Annotated in this window: 10 protein-coding genes; 5 read left to right on the top strand and 5 right to left on the bottom strand. The window is 73.3% G+C overall.

The features are described 5' to 3' along the window. Window positions 1-99 precede the first annotated feature (99 nt). Complete coding sequence (locus ACQYWQ_RS12730; protein WP_431034570.1) at window positions 100-1,197, top strand: helix-turn-helix domain-containing protein; 1,098 nt, start codon at window positions 100-102, stop codon at window positions 1,195-1,197. A gap of 96 nt (window positions 1,198-1,293) precedes the next feature. Here the strand turns inward: ACQYWQ_RS12730 and ACQYWQ_RS12725 are convergent, their stop codons facing one another. After that, window positions 1,294-1,998: a GDSL-type esterase/lipase family protein gene (locus tag ACQYWQ_RS12725; protein ID WP_431034568.1), complete on the bottom strand. Its 705-nt coding sequence runs from the start codon at window positions 1,996-1,998 to the stop codon at window positions 1,294-1,296. 144 nt (window positions 1,999-2,142) lie between these two features. Between ACQYWQ_RS12725 and ACQYWQ_RS12720 the strand changes: the two genes are divergently transcribed. Then, complete coding sequence (locus tag ACQYWQ_RS12720) at window positions 2,143-3,261, top strand: WD40 repeat domain-containing protein (protein ID WP_431034567.1); 1,119 nt, start codon at window positions 2,143-2,145, stop codon at window positions 3,259-3,261. A gap of 273 nt (window positions 3,262-3,534) precedes the next feature. Here the strand turns inward: ACQYWQ_RS12720 and serC are convergent, their stop codons facing one another. After that, window positions 3,535-4,653, bottom strand: a complete 1,119-nt coding sequence (gene serC / locus ACQYWQ_RS12715; protein WP_431034565.1) for a phosphoserine transaminase — start codon at window positions 4,651-4,653, stop codon at window positions 3,535-3,537. A gap of 386 nt (window positions 4,654-5,039) precedes the next feature. Between serC and ACQYWQ_RS12710 the strand changes: the two genes are divergently transcribed. Both ACQYWQ_RS12710 and ACQYWQ_RS12705 read left to right on the top strand, forming a co-directional pair. Further along, on the top strand, window positions 5,040-7,964 hold the full coding sequence (locus ACQYWQ_RS12710) for an FAD-binding and (Fe-S)-binding domain-containing protein (protein ID WP_431034564.1): 2,925 nt from the start codon (window positions 5,040-5,042) through the stop codon (window positions 7,962-7,964). A gap of 526 nt (window positions 7,965-8,490) precedes the next feature. Next, window positions 8,491-9,075, top strand: a complete 585-nt coding sequence (locus ACQYWQ_RS12705) for a sugar O-acetyltransferase (RefSeq protein WP_431034563.1) — start codon at window positions 8,491-8,493, stop codon at window positions 9,073-9,075. Between the two features lie 12 nt (window positions 9,076-9,087). On the opposite strand, the gene ACQYWQ_RS12700 is transcribed toward ACQYWQ_RS12705, so the two are convergent. Next, complete coding sequence (locus ACQYWQ_RS12700; RefSeq protein WP_431039171.1) at window positions 9,088-9,954, bottom strand: LysR family transcriptional regulator; 867 nt, start codon at window positions 9,952-9,954, stop codon at window positions 9,088-9,090. Window positions 9,955-10,849: 895 nt separating this feature from the next. Here ACQYWQ_RS12700 and ACQYWQ_RS12695 point away from each other — a divergent pair. Next, the gene (locus tag ACQYWQ_RS12695) at window positions 10,850-11,866 is read left to right on the top strand and encodes an EamA family transporter (RefSeq protein WP_431034562.1); all 1,017 of its coding nucleotides are present in this window, start codon (window positions 10,850-10,852) and stop codon (window positions 11,864-11,866) included. Window positions 11,867-12,256: 390 nt separating this feature from the next. On the opposite strand, the gene ACQYWQ_RS12690 is transcribed toward ACQYWQ_RS12695, so the two are convergent. Together ACQYWQ_RS12690 and ACQYWQ_RS12685 are read right to left on the bottom strand one after the other, a co-directional pair. Continuing rightward, window positions 12,257-14,431 (bottom strand): glycoside hydrolase family 3 N-terminal domain-containing protein, encoded by a 2,175-nt coding sequence (locus tag ACQYWQ_RS12690; protein ID WP_431034560.1) that lies wholly within the window; start codon window positions 14,429-14,431, stop codon window positions 12,257-12,259. A 269-nt stretch (window positions 14,432-14,700) separates the two neighbouring features. Then, window positions 14,701-15,810 carry a citrate synthase 2 gene (locus ACQYWQ_RS12685; RefSeq protein WP_431034559.1) on the bottom strand — a complete coding sequence of 370 codons (1,110 nt, stop codon included), beginning with the start codon at window positions 15,808-15,810 and terminating at the stop codon, window positions 14,701-14,703. Window positions 15,811-16,181 lie beyond the last annotated feature (371 nt).

The raw sequence follows: 16,181 nt of genomic DNA, 5'->3' as shown, positions 1-16,181 counted from the left end.
CGAGAGGACCCGCCGCCACCCGCACCTCGCTCTCCTCCCCGGCCCCGCCCCGCAGGGCGAGGGCTTCCCCAAGACCGGCCAAACGGGGACGATGTCCGCATGAGAGAACTCGCCGGGCGGCTCGCCGCTCTCGATCCGGACGCCGGCGAAGCCGTCCGGGTCATCGCCTATTTCGACCGGCTCACCGCCGAGCGCGCCGGTCTTGAGGCGCTCGTGCGCGGCGCCGCCGTACTCGCGGGCAGCGCGGCGCGGCTCGCCGACCCCGCGCACGGCGTACGGATACGGGTCGAGCCGGACGGCCGCCGCGTCGACGGCCCCGCCCGGACCCCCGTACCGCCCGGCACCGACTGGCCCGGGGTCCCGCTCGGCCCCGGCGGGCCGCGCGTCCTGTGGCTGGAACGGCCGGGGGAGCCGGGGCCGGTCGGCGCGATGGTCCTCGAACGCGCGGCGACCGCCGTACGCGCCGCACTCGACCGCACCCGCGGCCGCGTCCCCGTCATCCCCGGGCCGCCCGAGCGCGACTCCGCCTCCGTCGAGGTACTGCTCGACGCGGACGCCCCGGCCCCCGCCCGCGAACTCGCCGCCCGCCGCCTGGGCCTCGGCCCCCTGGCCCGCGCCTTCGCCCGCGCGGACGGCACCGCCGACGTCGCCGACGCCACGCACGACAGCGGGGCGCACGACAGCGCGGCGCACGACAGCGCGGCGCACGAGGGAGCTGGGCGCGAGGGCCACGCCCCCGAAGGCGTCCCGCACACGCCCCGTACAGGGATAGGGCCAGCCGTCGCCCCGCTCGACCTCCCGTACTCCTACGCGCAGGCCCGCATCGCCCTGCGGTTCACGGCCGAGGGCACGCCCGCCGACCCGGGCAGCCGCTGGATACGGGCCGAGGAACTGGGCGGCCTGAGCGTCCTCGCGGCCGCCGTCGGCCCCCGTACCGCACCCGTCCCCGACGTGACCGCACTGCGCCGCGCCCACGAAGCCGCGCCCTGGGCACTCCTCACCCTGCACGCCGTCGCCGCGCACACGAGCCTGCGCACGGCCGCCGCCGCGCTCACCGTGCACCACTCGACGCTTCAGGAACGCCTCGCCCACGCCGAGCGCCTCCTCGGCTGGAACGTCCGCGAGCCCGCGGGCCGCCTGCGCCTCCAACTCGCCCTGGCCCTCGACCGACTGCACCGCTCCACGCCCTCGGCCTGACGGCGCCCTCGGCTTGGCGGCGCCTCCGGCTCGGGGCGCCTCCGGCCCGGCGGCGCCCCGACAGCGCCCGTACCCTCCGGTCCCCCGCAGGCCCCTTCACTCCCCCGTATACGGTCCCCCGATGCCCCAGCCCTGATGGAGCGCCGTGGCGAAGGCGGCGGCGAGCTTGTGCTCGCCCGCCGGGCCCGGGTGCGTCCCGTCGTACGTGTCGCGCGCCAGGTCCCAGTCCGCCGGTGCCGTCGCGAGGAGCAGCGGCGAAGCGGGCGAGTCGAGGTCGGCGACGAGCTTGGCGAGCAGCTCGTTGAACCGCTCCACCTGCGCACCGAACGCGGGCTCCCGCAGCGCCCGTACGTTCGCCACGACGGGCAGCACCACGGCCCGTACCCCGGGCCGTGCCTCGCGCGCCGCCGTGAGGAAACGGCGGGCGTTGTCCGCCGTCTGCTCGGGGTTGGTGTAGAAGCCGAGGTCGATGAGGCCGAGCGCGACGAGCAGCACGTCCGCGCCGCTCTCGCGCACCGCGTCCCCGACGAGGGGCGCCATGTGCTGCCAGCCCTCACCCCACCCCGCGAGGTGCCGCCGGGCGTGCGACGGGAAGTCCTCGTCCGGGTACGCGTACGAGACGGCCGCGTCGGCTTCGGCCTCGTACAGGGCCTCGCGCGGGCCGACGAAGGCGAAACCGTCCTCGCCCAGGCAGCGGCGCAGGTGCCGCCACAGCCGGTACCGCCAGGTGTGGTCACCGGCCTTGCCGATGGTCTGGCTGTCGCCGACGAGGAGGAAACGCGGGGGAACCGAGTCACGCATGGCTCCCATCATCGGGGAGCCGCGCGCGAGCCGTGCCCGGTGGTGGCCGCCCGGTGACCCCGGGCCCGCGTGACACGTACCACGTACAGGTGGCCCTGGGGCGGCCCGGCCTCCGCCCGCCACGACTCTTGCGAGACTGGCCCCATGACAGGTCCCCGGCGACGCCGTCCGCTCCCGCCCGTCCGCCGCCCCCGCGCGCGCTCCCTCGCCCCGCTCGCGGCGGTCACCGCGCTGTGCGGCGGGCTGCTCGTCGGCCCCGGAGCGCCCGCGCACGCGGCCGACGACCACCCGGCCTTCACGATCCAGGACACGCGTGTCACGGAGTCCTCCGGCCTCGCGGCGAGCCGCCTGCACCCGGGCGTCTACTGGACGCACAACGACAGCGACGACGGCCCCTACCTCTACGCGATCGACGGCCGCTCCGGCCGCACCCTGGCCCGGATCACGCTCAGCGGCATCGGCTCGCCCCGGGACGTCGAGGCGATCTCGCTCGGCCCCGACGGCCGCCTCTACGTCGGCGACATCGGCGACAACCTGGACGGCACCTGGCCCCACGTGTGGATCTACGCGCTGCCGGAGCCGAAGCAGTTGCGGGACCAGACGGTGCGCGCGACGCAGTACACCGTTCAGTACGAGGGCGGCCCGCGCAACGCGGAGGCGCTCATGGTGCACCCGAAGACCGGGCGTGTGTACATCGCGTCGAAGCGGGAGAGCGGCGGGAACCTCTACGCGGGCCCGGCGAAGCTCTCCGCGACGGGCACCAACGTCTTCCGCGAGATCGCCCCCGTCGACCTGTGGGTCACGGACGGTGCCTTCTCGCCGGACGGCCGCACCCTCGCCCTGCGCGGCTACTTCTCCGGCACGTACTACGACTGGAACGACGGGCACCCCAAGGCGGCCGGGCGGCTCGCCGTGCCGCTCCAGCGCCAGGGCGAATCGCTCACGTGGACCACGGACGGGACGACGCTCATGTACGGCTCGGAGGGCGTCCGCAGCCAGGTACGCCCCGAAGAGGCCCCCGTACAGCCCTCGCCGAGCCCGGGCGCCACGACGAAGCCCTCGCCGGGAGGCGGCAAGGAGGCGGGGAAGCAGGGCGAGGGCGCGGATTCCGGCCGGTCCGGCGCGGGCCAGAAGAACGGCGACGAGGAAGGCGCGGGCAAGGAAGGCGGCGGCACGACGGGCAAGGCCGTCCTGGTCGTGGTGCTCGCCGGGGCGGCCCTCTACGGGGTGCGGCGAGTGCGTGGGAAGCGGGCCGGGAAATGACGCGATGACTGCATGTGTCTTCATGGTGACGAACAGTAGTCGACGCCACTGACAATTAGTCATCCGCTCCCCGGGGGCGGGGGGCACGGGTACGTGCGAAGGGGCGCCCCGGCAAGGCAGGGCGCCCCTTCGCACGTACCGCCGATGCGGCCGCCGCCGCAGTCATCGGCCGTGGCCACCACCGCGGCGGCCATTGGGGCCACCACCGCGGCGGTCATCGTGGCCGCCACGGCGGCCGCCGCGGTCAATCGGTCGCGCGGGCGACGGCGACGATCACAGGTGCTCGATGACGTAGTCCACGCAGGCAGTCAGTGCCTCGACGTCCGCCGGGTCGACGGCGGGGAACATCGCGACGCGGAGCTGGTTGCGGCCCAGCTTGCGGTACGGCTCGGTGTCGACGATGCCGTTGGCGCGCAGCACCTTCGCGACGGCCGCCGCGTCGATCGCGTCGTCGAAGTCGATCGTGCCGATCACGGCGGAGCGCTGCGCGGGGTCCGCGACGAAGGGGCTCGCGTACGAGGCCTTCTCGGCCCAGCCGTAAAGCGCCTGCGCCGAGGCGGCGGTGCGGCCCGTGGTCCACGCGAGGCCGCCCTGGCCGTTGAACCAGTCGAGCTGCTCGGCGAGGAGGAACAGCGTCGCGAGCGCCGGGGTGTTGTACGTCTGGTTCTTGCGCGAGTTGTCGATCGCGGTCGGAAGGCTGAAGAACTCGGGCACGTGCCTGCCGGAAGCGTGCACGCGCTCGGCGCGCTCCAGCGCCGCGGGCGAGAAAAGGCCGATCCACAGACCGCCGTCGGAACCGAAGTTCTTCTGCGGCGCGAAGTAGTAGACGTCCGTCTCGGCGACGTCGACAGGGAGCCCACCCGCACCCGATGTGGCGTCCACGAGGACGAGCGCGCCCTCGTCGGCACCGTCGACACGGCGCACGGGGGCGGCGACACCGGTGGAGGTCTCGTTGTGGGTGAGGGCGTAGACGTCGACGCCGGGCTCGCTCTTCGGCTCGGGGTGCGTACCGGGCTCGGAGGAGATCACGGTCGGCTCGGCGAGCCACGGCGCGAGCTTCGACGCCTTCGCGAACTTCGAGGAGAACTCGCCGAAGCTCAGGTGCTGGGACTTGTTCTCGATGAGTCCGTGGGTCGCGATGTCCCAGAAGGCGGTGGAGCCGCCGTTGCCGAGGACGACTTCGTACCCCTCGGGGAGGGAGAAGAGCGAGGAAAGCCCGTCACGGACCCTGCCCACGAGGTTCTTCACGGGAGCCTGGCGGTGCGAGGTCCCGAGGAGCGAGGTGCCGGTCGCGGCCAGCGCGTCCAGCGCCTCCTTCCGCACCTTGGAGGGACCCGCGCCGAACCGGCCGTCGGCGGGCTTGATGTCAGCGGGAATCTGGATATCGGCCACGGGCCGAGCGTATCCCGGGCGGGAGCGGGGCGGGGCGGAGGTTCGTTGGATGAGACGGGAGGGGGTGGGGCGGGGGGTAGGGGGGGGTGAGCGTGGAGTAGGCGCGGGTAAGCGTGGGGTAGTCGGCGGGGGCGGGTGGGGGGCGGGCGCCGGTGGTACGGATTCTTGGCGTGCCCCTGGTCAGACCCCTCCCGCCCGGGGGGCTCCCCTTCTAACATTCTTCCGCAAATCCCCCACCCCCCACCCCCACCCCAGCAAATCTGTGGATAACTCCCGTAAATAAAAAATCCGCTCACTCATTCCGGTGAACTCAAGCCCCCACCTGTGGACAGTGCTCGCCCCACCCCCGGCGTACTCCTCACCCCACCCGGGAAAGATGACACCCCATGAGCCCGCACTCCCGCCCCGCCCCCGACACGCTCACCGCTCTCCACCGCGCCCTGAGCCGCACCGTGCGCGGCACCGTCGACTTCTCGCCCGGGGCCCGCGCGCTCACCACGATGGACGCCTCCAACTACCGCCGCGTCCCACTCGGCGTCGTCGCCCCGTACGACAGCGACGACGTCGCCGCGACCCTCGCCGCCTGCCGCGAACACGGCGTCCCGCTCGTGCCGCGCGGCGGCGGCACTTCGATCGCGGGACAGGCCACGGGCACCGGCGTCGTCCTCGACTTCACGCGCCACATGAACCGGCTGATCGCCCTCGACCCGGACACGCGCACCGCCCGCGTCCAGCCCGGCCTCGTCCTCGACACGCTCCGCGCCGCCGCCGCCCCGCACGGCCTCACCTTCGGCCCCGACCCCTCCACGCACGCCCGCTGCACCCTCGGCGGCATGATCGGCAACAACTCCTGCGGCGCCCACTCCGTCGCCTGGGGCACGACCGCCGACAACACCGACACCCTCGACGTCCTCGCCGCCGACGGCACCCCCCACCACCTCGCCCGCGGCTGGGACACGAGCGCGCCACCCCGGCCGGCACCCGCGCCCGCCGCACTCCGCTCCCTCGTCGACACCCACCTCGCTCTCCTGCGCACCGGCTACCCCACCCTCCCGCGCCGCATCTCGGGATACGCGCTCGACGCACTCCTCCCCGAACACGGCACGGACCTCGCCCGCGCCTGGTGCGGCAGCGAGGGCACGCTCGGAGTGCTCACCGAGGCGCGCGTACGACTCGTCGAAGCGCCCCCGGCGCGCGCCCTCGCGGTCCTCGGGTACGCGGACGAGAGCGAGGCCGCCGAGGCAGCCGCCGGGCTCCTGCCCTTCGGCCCGCTCACGGTCGAGGGCATGGCCGCCGACCTCGTACCGGACAGCGCGGTCCTGCCGCGCGGCGGCGCGTGGCTCTTCGCCGAGACCGGCGGCGCGGAACCGGCCGAGGCCGCCCACCACGCCCGCCTCCTCGCCGGCGCGGCGGGCGCGCTCGACGCCCGCGTCGTCACCGACCCCGCCGCCCAACGCGCCCTGTGGCGGGTACGCGAGGACGCGGCGGGCACCGCGACACGCGGCCCGGACGGCGCCGAGGCGTGGCCCGGCTGGGAGGACGTGGCCGTGCCGCCCGCCCGGCTCGGCCCGTACCTCCGCGAGTTCCGCGCACTCCTCGCCGCGCACGGCCTCAACGGCACGCCCTACGGGCACTTCGGCGAGGGCTGCGTCCACGTCCGCATCGACTTCGACCTGCTCAGCGCCCCCGGCATCGCCGTCTTCCGGCGCTTCTCCGAAGAACTCGCGCACCTCGTCGTCGCGCACGGCGGCTCCCTCTCCGGCGAGCACGGCGACGGCCAGGCGCGTGCCGAACTCCTCCCGGTCATGTACGGGCCCGAGCTGACCGAGCTGTTCGCGCAGGTCAAAGCCGTGTGGGACCCCGACGACCTCCTCAACCCCGGCATCCTCGTCCGCCCCGCCGAACTCGACGAGAACCTCCGCTTCGCCGCCCTGCCCCGCGAACCCGTCGACGTCGCCTTCGGATACCCGCACGACGGAGGCGACTTCTCCGCCGCCGTACGCCGCTGCGTCGGCGTCGCCAAGTGCCGTGAACCCGGCGGCACCCGAGTCAGCTCCGTCATGTGCCCCTCCTTCCGCGCCACGGGCGCCGAGGAGCACTCCACGCGCGGCCGCGCCCGCCTCCTCCACGAGATGCTCGCGGGAGAGGTCGTCACCGGAGGCTGGCACGCGCCCGAGGTCCGCGACGCCCTCGACCTGTGCCTTTCGTGCAAGGGCTGCCGCAGTGACTGCCCGGTCGGCGTCGACATGGCCACGTACAAAGCCGAATTCCTCCACCACCACTACGCCGGACGCCTCCGCCCCACGAGCCACTACGCCCTCGGCCGGCTGCCCGCCTGGCTCCGCGCCGCCGCGCCCCTCGCCCGCCCCCTCAACGCCGCCTCGCGCCTGCGCCCCCTCGCCTCACTCGCCCTCCGCCTCGCGGGCCTCACCCCCGAGCGCCCCCTCCCCGCCCTTACCACACGCCCCCTGCGCCCCGGTGAAGAAGGCACGCCACCGCCCGGCTCCCGACCCGTCCTCCTCTGGCCGGACACCTTCGGCCGCCACCTCGCCCCGCACATCCCCCGCGCCGCCCGCCATGTCCTCGCCGACGCGGGACTCCACGCCACGACCCCACCCGCCTGGCTCCACGGCGCAGGCGTCTGCTGCGGCCTCACCTACGTCTCCACGGGCCAACTCGACGCGGCACGCCGGGTGATGCGACGAACACTGGACGCGGTGGACGCGGTGGACGAAGCGGCAGGCACGGGTACGGGCGCGGACGCCGGTACGGGTACGAAGCCGAGTGCGACGTCGAGCGACGCCCCTGTGCCCCTCCCCGTCCTCGTCCTCGAACCCAGTTGCGCCGCCGCCCTCCGTACCGACCTGCCCGAGCTGCTCGCCGACGACCCGCGCGCCGCCCGGCTCGCCGCCCGCGTCCGCACCTTCGCCCAGGTTCTGGAGGAGGAGGCGCCCGACTGGGAGCCACCCCGCGTCGCGGCCCCCGTCGTCGGCCAGACGCACTGCCACCAGCACGCCGTGCTCGGTGACGCCGCGGAACGGCGCCTGCGGGCACGCGCCGGGCTCACCGGCGAACTCAGCGGCGGCTGCTGTGGACTCGCGGGCAACTTCGGTTTCGAACGTGGCCACTACGCCACCTCCGTGGCCTGCGCCGAGGACCAGCTGCTGCCGGCCGTCCGGGCGGCGGGCCCCGATGCCGTGGTCCTCGCCGACGGGTACTCCTGCCGCACCCAGCTCTCCCACCTCGCCCCGCGCCCCGGCCGCCACCTGGCCGAAGTCCTGGCGGAGGCGCTCCCCGCCCGTACCCCGTAGGCCACGGCTGCTGCCCGGCGGAGGGCAGGCGAGGGAGCCGGGCGGCTCCCCTCGCCCGACGGACACAGGGGAGGCGACGAGGCTGATGGCAAGCACCACGGAACGGGCTGGGACGATGGGGCCGACGGGGCGACCGAGCCACCCGACCCCGCAACCCCCCTCCTCCAGCCCGCCCCCCACGCCGAAAACACCTCTGCCAACTGGCGGGCCGGCCTCACCACTCCCGTCTGCCCGACCGTCGAGTCGACGCCTGGCAGTACCAGCCGACGACGCTGCGCACCAAGATCCCCACCGTCGACCGCACCGCCGCCTCGTGGGCTCCACCCACTTCAACCGCCGCTCGATGGAGCATGACGAAGAGGGCAATACTCGCCGTCCTGGCCCCCTCCTTCGCCGCCGGTCTCGACACCGACCACGACCTGATCCGGGCGCCGCACGGGTTCGGAGCGGCGCACGGGTTCGGAGCGGCGTACGGGTTCGGAGCGGCGTACGGGGGAGGGTGCCCCCGAATCCGTACGCTCGCGCCATGACGCAGAGCCCCGAGCCCCCCGAGCAGCGCGCGGGTGTCTTCGACCGCATGCGCGCAGGTGAGCCGTACCGTGCCGAGGACCCCGAGATCGAACGCCGCCAGCGCGCGGCCCGCCGTCTCGCCGCCCGCTGGGTGACGGCCTGTGCAGAGGACCCGGACACGGCCCGCTCCCTCCTCGCCGAACTCCTCGGCTCGCTCGGCGAGGGCACCGAACTCCGCCCTCCCCTCTTCGTCGACTACGGCACTCACCTCCACATCGGCCCCCGCACCTTCGTCAACTACGGCCTCACCGCCCTGGACGTCGCCGACATCACCATCGGCGCCGACTGCCAACTCGGCCCCCACGTCCAACTCCTCACCCCCACTCACCCCTTGGAGCCGGAGCCCCGCCGGGAGAAATGGGAGTCCGCGAGTCCCATCACCATCGGCGACAACGTCTGGCTCGGCGGCGGTGCCCTCGTCCTCGCGGGCGTCACCATTGGCGACAACTCTGTCGTCGGCGCCGGCAGCGTCGTCACCAAAAACATCCCCCCGAACGTCGTCGCCGTCGGCAACCCGGCCCGTGTCACCCGCCCGCTGTAGTCCGGCGCCCCCTCAACCGCCCTCCTCACCCCGTGCGGCCGCTGTCACCTCCCGCGCGAGCTGGGTGAATTCCCGCACCTCCTCCCGTTCTCGCCCCGCGCGCCGCACGAGCGAGACCGACAGGGGTGGAGCATCGCTCAATGGGACGAAGTCCACGCCCGGATAGGCATGCATCGCCGCTGTCGCCCGGGCGGTCACCCCGAAGGCGAGCCCCGCAGCGATCGCCGCGAGCCAGTCGTCCGTATTGCCCACGGTCAGCGTCGACACAGGCCGCGACCCGGCGGGCCACAGCTCCGGGGTCGTCGAGCCCGAGACGGTGTTGAGCGCGAGTGTCTCCCCGGCCAGCTCCCTCAGCCCGATCCGCGCCCGCCCCGCCCACATACTGTCCGTCGGCACGGCCGCCACCCTCGGCTCCGTGTACAGCTCAACGGCCACAAGCCCCGGCTCCGTGACCGGCCCGCGCAACAACGCGAGATCCACCACCCCGCGCAGCAACCCCGCCGTCCGGTCGTCCACCCGCAACAGCTCCAGCGGCAAATCGGGTCGCCGCTCGCGCCAACTCCGCAGCAGCGGCGTCGTGAAGCGCCCGGCCGCAGACCAGGCATGCCCGAGCCGCAAGGCCCTCGGAGCCCCGGCGAGGGACACAGCCTCGTCGAAGGCGGCGACAGCCGCCCGCGCCCGCACCCGGAAAGCGGCCCCCTCCGCGGTGAGGGCGAGGTGATGCGTGGACCGGTCCACGAGCCGGACCCCGAGCCCTCGCTCCAGCGCCGCCAGCGTCCGCGAAACAGCCGGCTGCCCCAGCCGCAACCGCGCCGCCGCAGCCGTCACCGACCCCTCCTCGGCCACCGCGAGGAAGCACCGCAGGTGCCGCACCTCCAGCCCCCCACGCGCCCCGGCGACTTCGGAGCCGACGTCTCGCGAGCCTCCGGAACCGGGACCCGACTCCGAGGAACGACCCCGCCCGGAAGCGGAGGCGGAGCGCCCGGAGGCGGAGCGCCCGGAGGCGGAGCGCCCGGAGGCGGAGCGCCCGGAGGCGGAGACGGACCCGGAATCGCCCCCGTTACCGGAGCCCGCCACCCCGGGATGCCCGGCTCCGGGGCCGGTCCGCGAGCCGGAGTCGTGGACCGACATGGACGCCTCCCTCTCCTGCCTTGTTCGGTGTGCTTGTCCCCCGTGCGACAGGGCACCTCGTTCCGTGCGGGTCTGCCACGGGCCGGACCGGCCGGGGCAGAGCCGGGCACTCGGCCTGCCGGGAGCCGTGGTCCGCCGGGAGCCGTGGTCTGCTCCGCCGCAAGGCGGGCACGGCGCCTGCGGTCCGGTCCCCTCGTGGCCGGGACGACGTGGCGGCGATCCACAGGCTCTGCTTATGCGCGCCGAGCATAAGCCCCGCCCTCCTCGCATTTCACGGCTGCCACCGCCAGGCCTACCGTGGGCAGGAGCGTGCCGACGGCAGCTTCGGCGCAACCGCGCCGCGTCAGCCGACGCCGGCCGCGCAGCTCCTCGTACGCCTCCCGGCGCACGGACGCACCTGTTCGCGCTCGCGCGCGGCGATCGGTGTGCGCGTGGTGAGGAGAGCTGCCGCCCCTGGGCTTTCTCAGCGTCCGTCGTCTTCCGAGGGCTCCCGGTGGTGTGCACCTCCGTCGCCGGGCAATGGTCGGCGGCCGGGAAGTTCATTTGAGTGCACGCTCTGGTACGACAGGCTGATCGGTGCGGCGGGTTCGATCCTTAGGGGCTGACCTCCTGGGTGGACGTGGACTGAAGGAGCGGGTTGACGGTGGCTGAGTGGGGCGAAGCGGGAGCGGTATCGAGTGCGGGGCGATCGGCCGGGCCCGGACTCCCTGTTCCGCAGGGGCCCGTCGGTGCGGCGGTCCCCTCGCTCTCCGCCTCCTCGGTCCCCGTGACCGAGGGAGGCACCCCTGCCGGGGACACCGACCGCATCGGCCCGCGCGGCGGCGCGCTGGGTCCGGTCGGCCTGGTGCTGGCCGGGTGTGTGTCGGTGCAGTTCGGCGGGGCGCTCGCCGTGAGCATCATGGGACGCACCGGGCCCCTCGGCGTGGTGGCGATCCGGCTCGCCGTTGCCGCGCTCGTGCTGCTGCTCTTCTGCCGGCCGAGGCTGCGGGGGCACTCCCGGACGGACTGGGGCACCGTGATCGCCTTCGGGGTCGCCATGTCCGCCATGAACGCCCTCTTCTACCAGGCCGCAGACCGTATCCCGCTGGGTCTCGCCGTGACCTTCGAGGTGCTGGGTCCGCTGGTCCTGTCGGTTGTCGCCTCCCGTCGTCTCGTGAATTTCCTGTGGGCGCTCCTGGCGCTGCTCGGTGTCTTTCTGCTCAGCGGCACCGGGCTGAGCGACATCGATCCCGTGGGCGTCGCCTTCGCCCTCGGCGCGGGCGCCATGTGGGCCGCGTACATCGTCTTCAGTGCCCGGACCGGTCGCCGCTTCCCGCAGGCCGACGGCCTCGCCCTCGCTATGGCCGTGGGAGCCGTCCTCATCCTGCCGTTCGGTATCGCGCAGGGCGGCGCGACGCTCGTCGTGCCCTCCACGCTCGCTCTCGGTGCCGGTGTCGCTCTCCTCTCCTCGGTGCTTCCCTACACCCTGGAACTCATCGCACTGCGCCGTATCCCCGCCGCCGCCTTCGCGGTGCTGATGAGCCTGGAACCGGCCATCGCGGCGCTCGCCGGTTTCCTCGTACTGCACCAGGACCTGAGCTGGGTCGAAGGGCTGGCCGTCGCCCTCGTCATCGCCGCCAGCATGGGTGCGGTGCGTACGACGAGTGAACAGCACGACTGACGCCCAAAATGCCCAATCGGCGAGATCTTCACTCGCAGGAGTGAAGATAGGGCCGTTCGGGTGTGAACGCCCGTTCTGTTGGCCACGCTCCGTCATGAAATCAATGACTGTGTGTCACCAACGGGGGTTTTCATGTACGAGCAGCCGCTACGGTCCGTGTCCGTTTCCGTGTTCGTGCCCTTGAACGCGACGACATGTGCCAGGCGCCTTCGTGCCGCTCTTCGCAGTGTTCGGGAGGCTGTTCGCCGAGGTCTCACGTGCGGCACCGGGGCCGTGGGCGCCGGACCCCCGCCCGAGCCCGAGTTCCGGGCCGAGCCCGGAAGCCCGCCCCCGTCCGTGCGACGTGCGCGACGGACGGGGGCCGACGGTCCGGCAGGGGCGGCGCGGTCCTCAGACGACGCGCAGGGTCGTGTGCGCCGTGGCGGTCGCGTCGGTGCCGGCGTAGACGTCGAAGGCGCCGGTCTCGACGCGGTAGTTCCCGGCCGGGTCGTTGTCCCAGAAGCCGAGGTCCTCCGAGTCCAGCCGCAGTACGACTTCCTGGCTCTGTCCCGGTGCCAGCTCGACCCGGGCGAAGCCGCGAAGCCGCCGTACCGGTTGCACGATGGAGGCGGCCCGGTCGTGCACGTAGACCTGCACGACCTCCTCGCCCGCCACGTCTCCCGCGTTCCTGACCGGAACGGTCACCTCGACCGATCCGCCCTCGCCGAGTTCCCGCAGCGAGATCTCGGTGCGGCTCAGGACAGGGGCGCCCGTCTCGAAACGGGTGTAGCTCAGCCCGTGGCCGAAGGCGAAGCGAGGGCCGTGGTCCACGTCGAGGTAGAAGGAGCGGAAAGGCACCTTCGGGTCGGCCGGGTCGGCGGGACGGCCGGTGTTCTCGTGGTTGTAGTAGAGCGGGATCTGCCCGACCGAGCGGGGGAAGGTAACCGGGAGCTTGGCACTCGGGTTGACCTTCCCCGTGAGGACGTCCGCGACGGCATGACCGCCCTCCAGACCCGGGTGCCAGGCGAAGAGAACGGCGGGCGCCTCGTCGATCCACTCCTCCAGGGTGAGCGGCCGGCCGCCGAAGACCACGACGGCGAAAGGCTTGCCCACGGCGGCCACCTGGCGGATCAGCTCGGCCTGCCCCTCGGGCAGCGAGATGTCGGCGCGTGTCGACGCCTCGCCACTGATCTCGCCCGGCTCACCCACCGCGACCACGGTCACGTCGGCCTCGCGTACCGCCGCGACGGCCTCCACCTCGCCCTCCGCGTACAGTACTTCGGCATCCGGGAGCGCCTCGCGCAGCCCCTCCAGGACCGTGGTGGCGGCGAACCGGGCCGCGCCAGGACCGGCCCATGTCCCGTGCAGGTCCGTCGAGTGCGCGAACGGCCCCACGACGGCCACCGACCCGGCCGAGGCGGCCAGGGGCAGCACGGAGTTTCCGTCCGCGTCCGTTTCGTTCTTGAGGAGCACGAGCGTGCGTGCAGCGGTCTCCCGAGCGGCGCGCCGCGCCTCGGCTCCGGGCTCGGTGATCTCCGCGGACTCCTCCGTGTACGGGGTGGTGAAGAGGCCGAGACGTGCCTTGAGGAGCAGGACGCGGGTGACGGCCTCGTCCAGCCGCGCCGGGTCGATCGCCCCGGAGGCGAGGAGCTTCTCACCGTGCTCGGTGATGTGGGTGCTCACCATTTCCATGTCCACGCCCGCACCGAGGGCCTGCCGGATGGCGTCGGCGCCGTCCTCGGCGAGACCGTGCGCGATGAGTTCCTGTACGCCGGTCCAGTCGCTCACGACCATCCCGTCGTACTGCCACTCCTCGCGCAGCACCTCGGTGAGCAGGTGCGAGTTGGCGTGCGCGGGGACACCCGAGACCGTGTTGAAAGAGGCCATCACCGTGGCCACGCCGGCGTCCAGCGCTGCTTTGAAAGGCGGCAGGTAGACATTGCGCAGGCGCTGTTCGGAGACGTCCACGGTGTTGTAGTCGCGCCCGCCCTCGGCGCCCCCGTAGGCGGCGAAGTGCTTGGCGCACGCGGCCACCTTGCGCGGGTCGGCCGACAGCGACGGGCCCTGGTAACCGCGCACCTTGGCGGCGGTGAGTACGGAAGTGAGGTACGGGTCCTCGCCGGCGCTCTCCGCGATGCGGCCCCAGCGCGGCTCGTGGCACACGTCCATCATCGGGTTGAACGTCCAGTGCACCCCGGCCGAGCGTGCTTCCTCGGCGGACACCTCGCCGTCGCGCTCGGCGACCGAGGGGTCCCAGGAGGCGGCCTGGGCCAGCGGGATCGGAAAAGTCGTCCAGTAGCCGTGAATGACGTCGAGGCCGAAGATCAGCGGGATGCCGAGCCGAGACTCCTCGACGGCGAGCCGCTGGAGAGCGTTGGTGTGCGCGGCGCCCGTGATGTTCAGGACCGAGCCCAGCCGTCCCTCGCGGGCCGCGTTCTCGATTTCCGCGGTCTCGCCGCCGCCCGGGCCGGTGGCGCTGTTCCAGGAGAGTTGCTGGAGTTGGCCCAGCTTTTCGGCCACGGTCATCCGGGAGAGGAGGTCCCGGACGAATTCCAGGTGGTCATCGGCGGTGTGTTCGACTGTCATGGCGGTACACGCTAGGCGTTGTGCCCAGGGTTTTCCATATCGTCCCCTCGCTCCGGGTGTGACAGCAAGCACGGACGACGGAAGGGACGGACGGCCACAGGCGGCGAAACGACCGGAACGGCCGTCCCACGAAGGCGGCGCGGGGCGGCCGACCTAGGGAGGAACGACCGAGTGCGGGCGCCCTGTGGAGCCCCGAGTCCGCGGGCTCGGGGATGACACACCCCGCAGCCCCCGGGGCTCCGGAACTCCCGGGCCTGCGGCTGGGGACGTCAGCTGTCGACGCGTACTGCGTCCGCGTACCCCTCGATGTCCTCGGGCGCGCGGCTGCCGGGGCCGGTGTAGAGGGCGGAGGGGCGGACCAGGCGGCCGGTGCGCTTCTGCTCCAGGATGTGCGCGGACCAGCCGGCCGTGCGGGCGCAGGTGAACATGGAGGTGAAGAGCGGGGCGGGGACTTCGGCGAAGTCGAGCATGATCGCGGCCCAGAACTCGACGTTGGTCGCGAGCACTCGGTCCGGACGACGGGAGTGCAGCTCGTCGAGGGCGGCCTTCTCCAGGGCCTCGGCGACCTCGAAGCGGGGGGCGCCGAGCTCCTTGGCCGTACGACGCAGCACACGGGCGCGTGGGTCCTCGGCGCGGTAGACGCGGTGGCCGAAGCCCATGAGGCGCTCGCCGGAGTCGAGGATTCGGCGGACGTAGGCTGTCGCGTCGCCGGTGCGCTCGACCTCCTCCAGCATGCCGAGTACGCGGGACGGGGCGCCACCGTGGAGCGGTCCCGACATCGCGCCGACCGCTCCCGAGAGCGCCGCAGCGACGTCGGCGCCTGTGGAGGCGATGACGCGGGCCGTGAAGGTCGAGGCGTTCATGCCGTGCTCGGCCGCCGAGGTCCAGTAGGCGTCCACTGCCTTCACATGGCGGGGGTCGGGTTCGCCGCGCCAGCGGATCATGAAGCGTTCGACGATCGAGCGGCCTTTGTCGATCTCGCTTTGCGGGACCATCGGCGACTGCTGCCCGCGCGCCGCCTGGGCGACGTACGAGAGCGCGGTGACGGCTGAGCGTGCGAGGTCGGTACGGGCCTGCGCGGCGTCGATGTCGAGGAGCGGCCGCAGACCCCAGATGGGGGCGAGCTGGGCGAGCGCGGACTGGACATCGACGCGGATGTCACCTGTGTGGACCGGCAGCGGGAAGGGCTCGGCCGGTGGCAGACCGGGAGTGAAGGAGCCGTCGACGAGGAGTCCCCACACGTTGCCGAAGGAGACCTTGCCGACCAGGTCCTCGATGTCGACGCCGCGATACCGCAGGGCGCCGCCTTCCTTGTCGGGTTCGGCGATCTCCGTCTCGAAGGCGATGACCCCTTCGAGGCCGGGCACGAAATCAGACATCTCGCTGCTCCTCGTCTCACAGTGATCTCGCGGCGACCGTGATTCCGGCCGGGACGACCCGGCCCTCGCGGCCCCGACGCTCCTGGTGGCCCTCGTGACCGTACGCTCCAGCCGGGAGGGCCGCGCCGTGAGGACGGACTCGCCGCCGGCGGCCCTCGCCCACCGGGTGCGTTTCTGCGTCATGCCCGGTAAAAGGGCGGGTCACCCCTCCCGGTGAGGGCGGTTGTCGTGACGTGGGCGACACGTGGGGTGAGGCCGGTGCGGCAGGATGGCGTTGTGAGCGAGGAGAAGAGCGCGCCGGAGGCGCGAGGCGGGGACGCGGAGCGGGAGCCCGACGGGAGTGTGCGGCGGGCGCACGTACTCGATCCCGC

The sequence above is a fragment of the Streptomyces sp. P6-2-1 genome (assembly GCF_050613165.1).
Taxonomy (GTDB): Bacteria; Actinomycetota; Actinomycetes; order Streptomycetales; family Streptomycetaceae; genus Streptomyces.
This window is presented reverse-complemented; position numbering and strand designations above follow the sequence as displayed.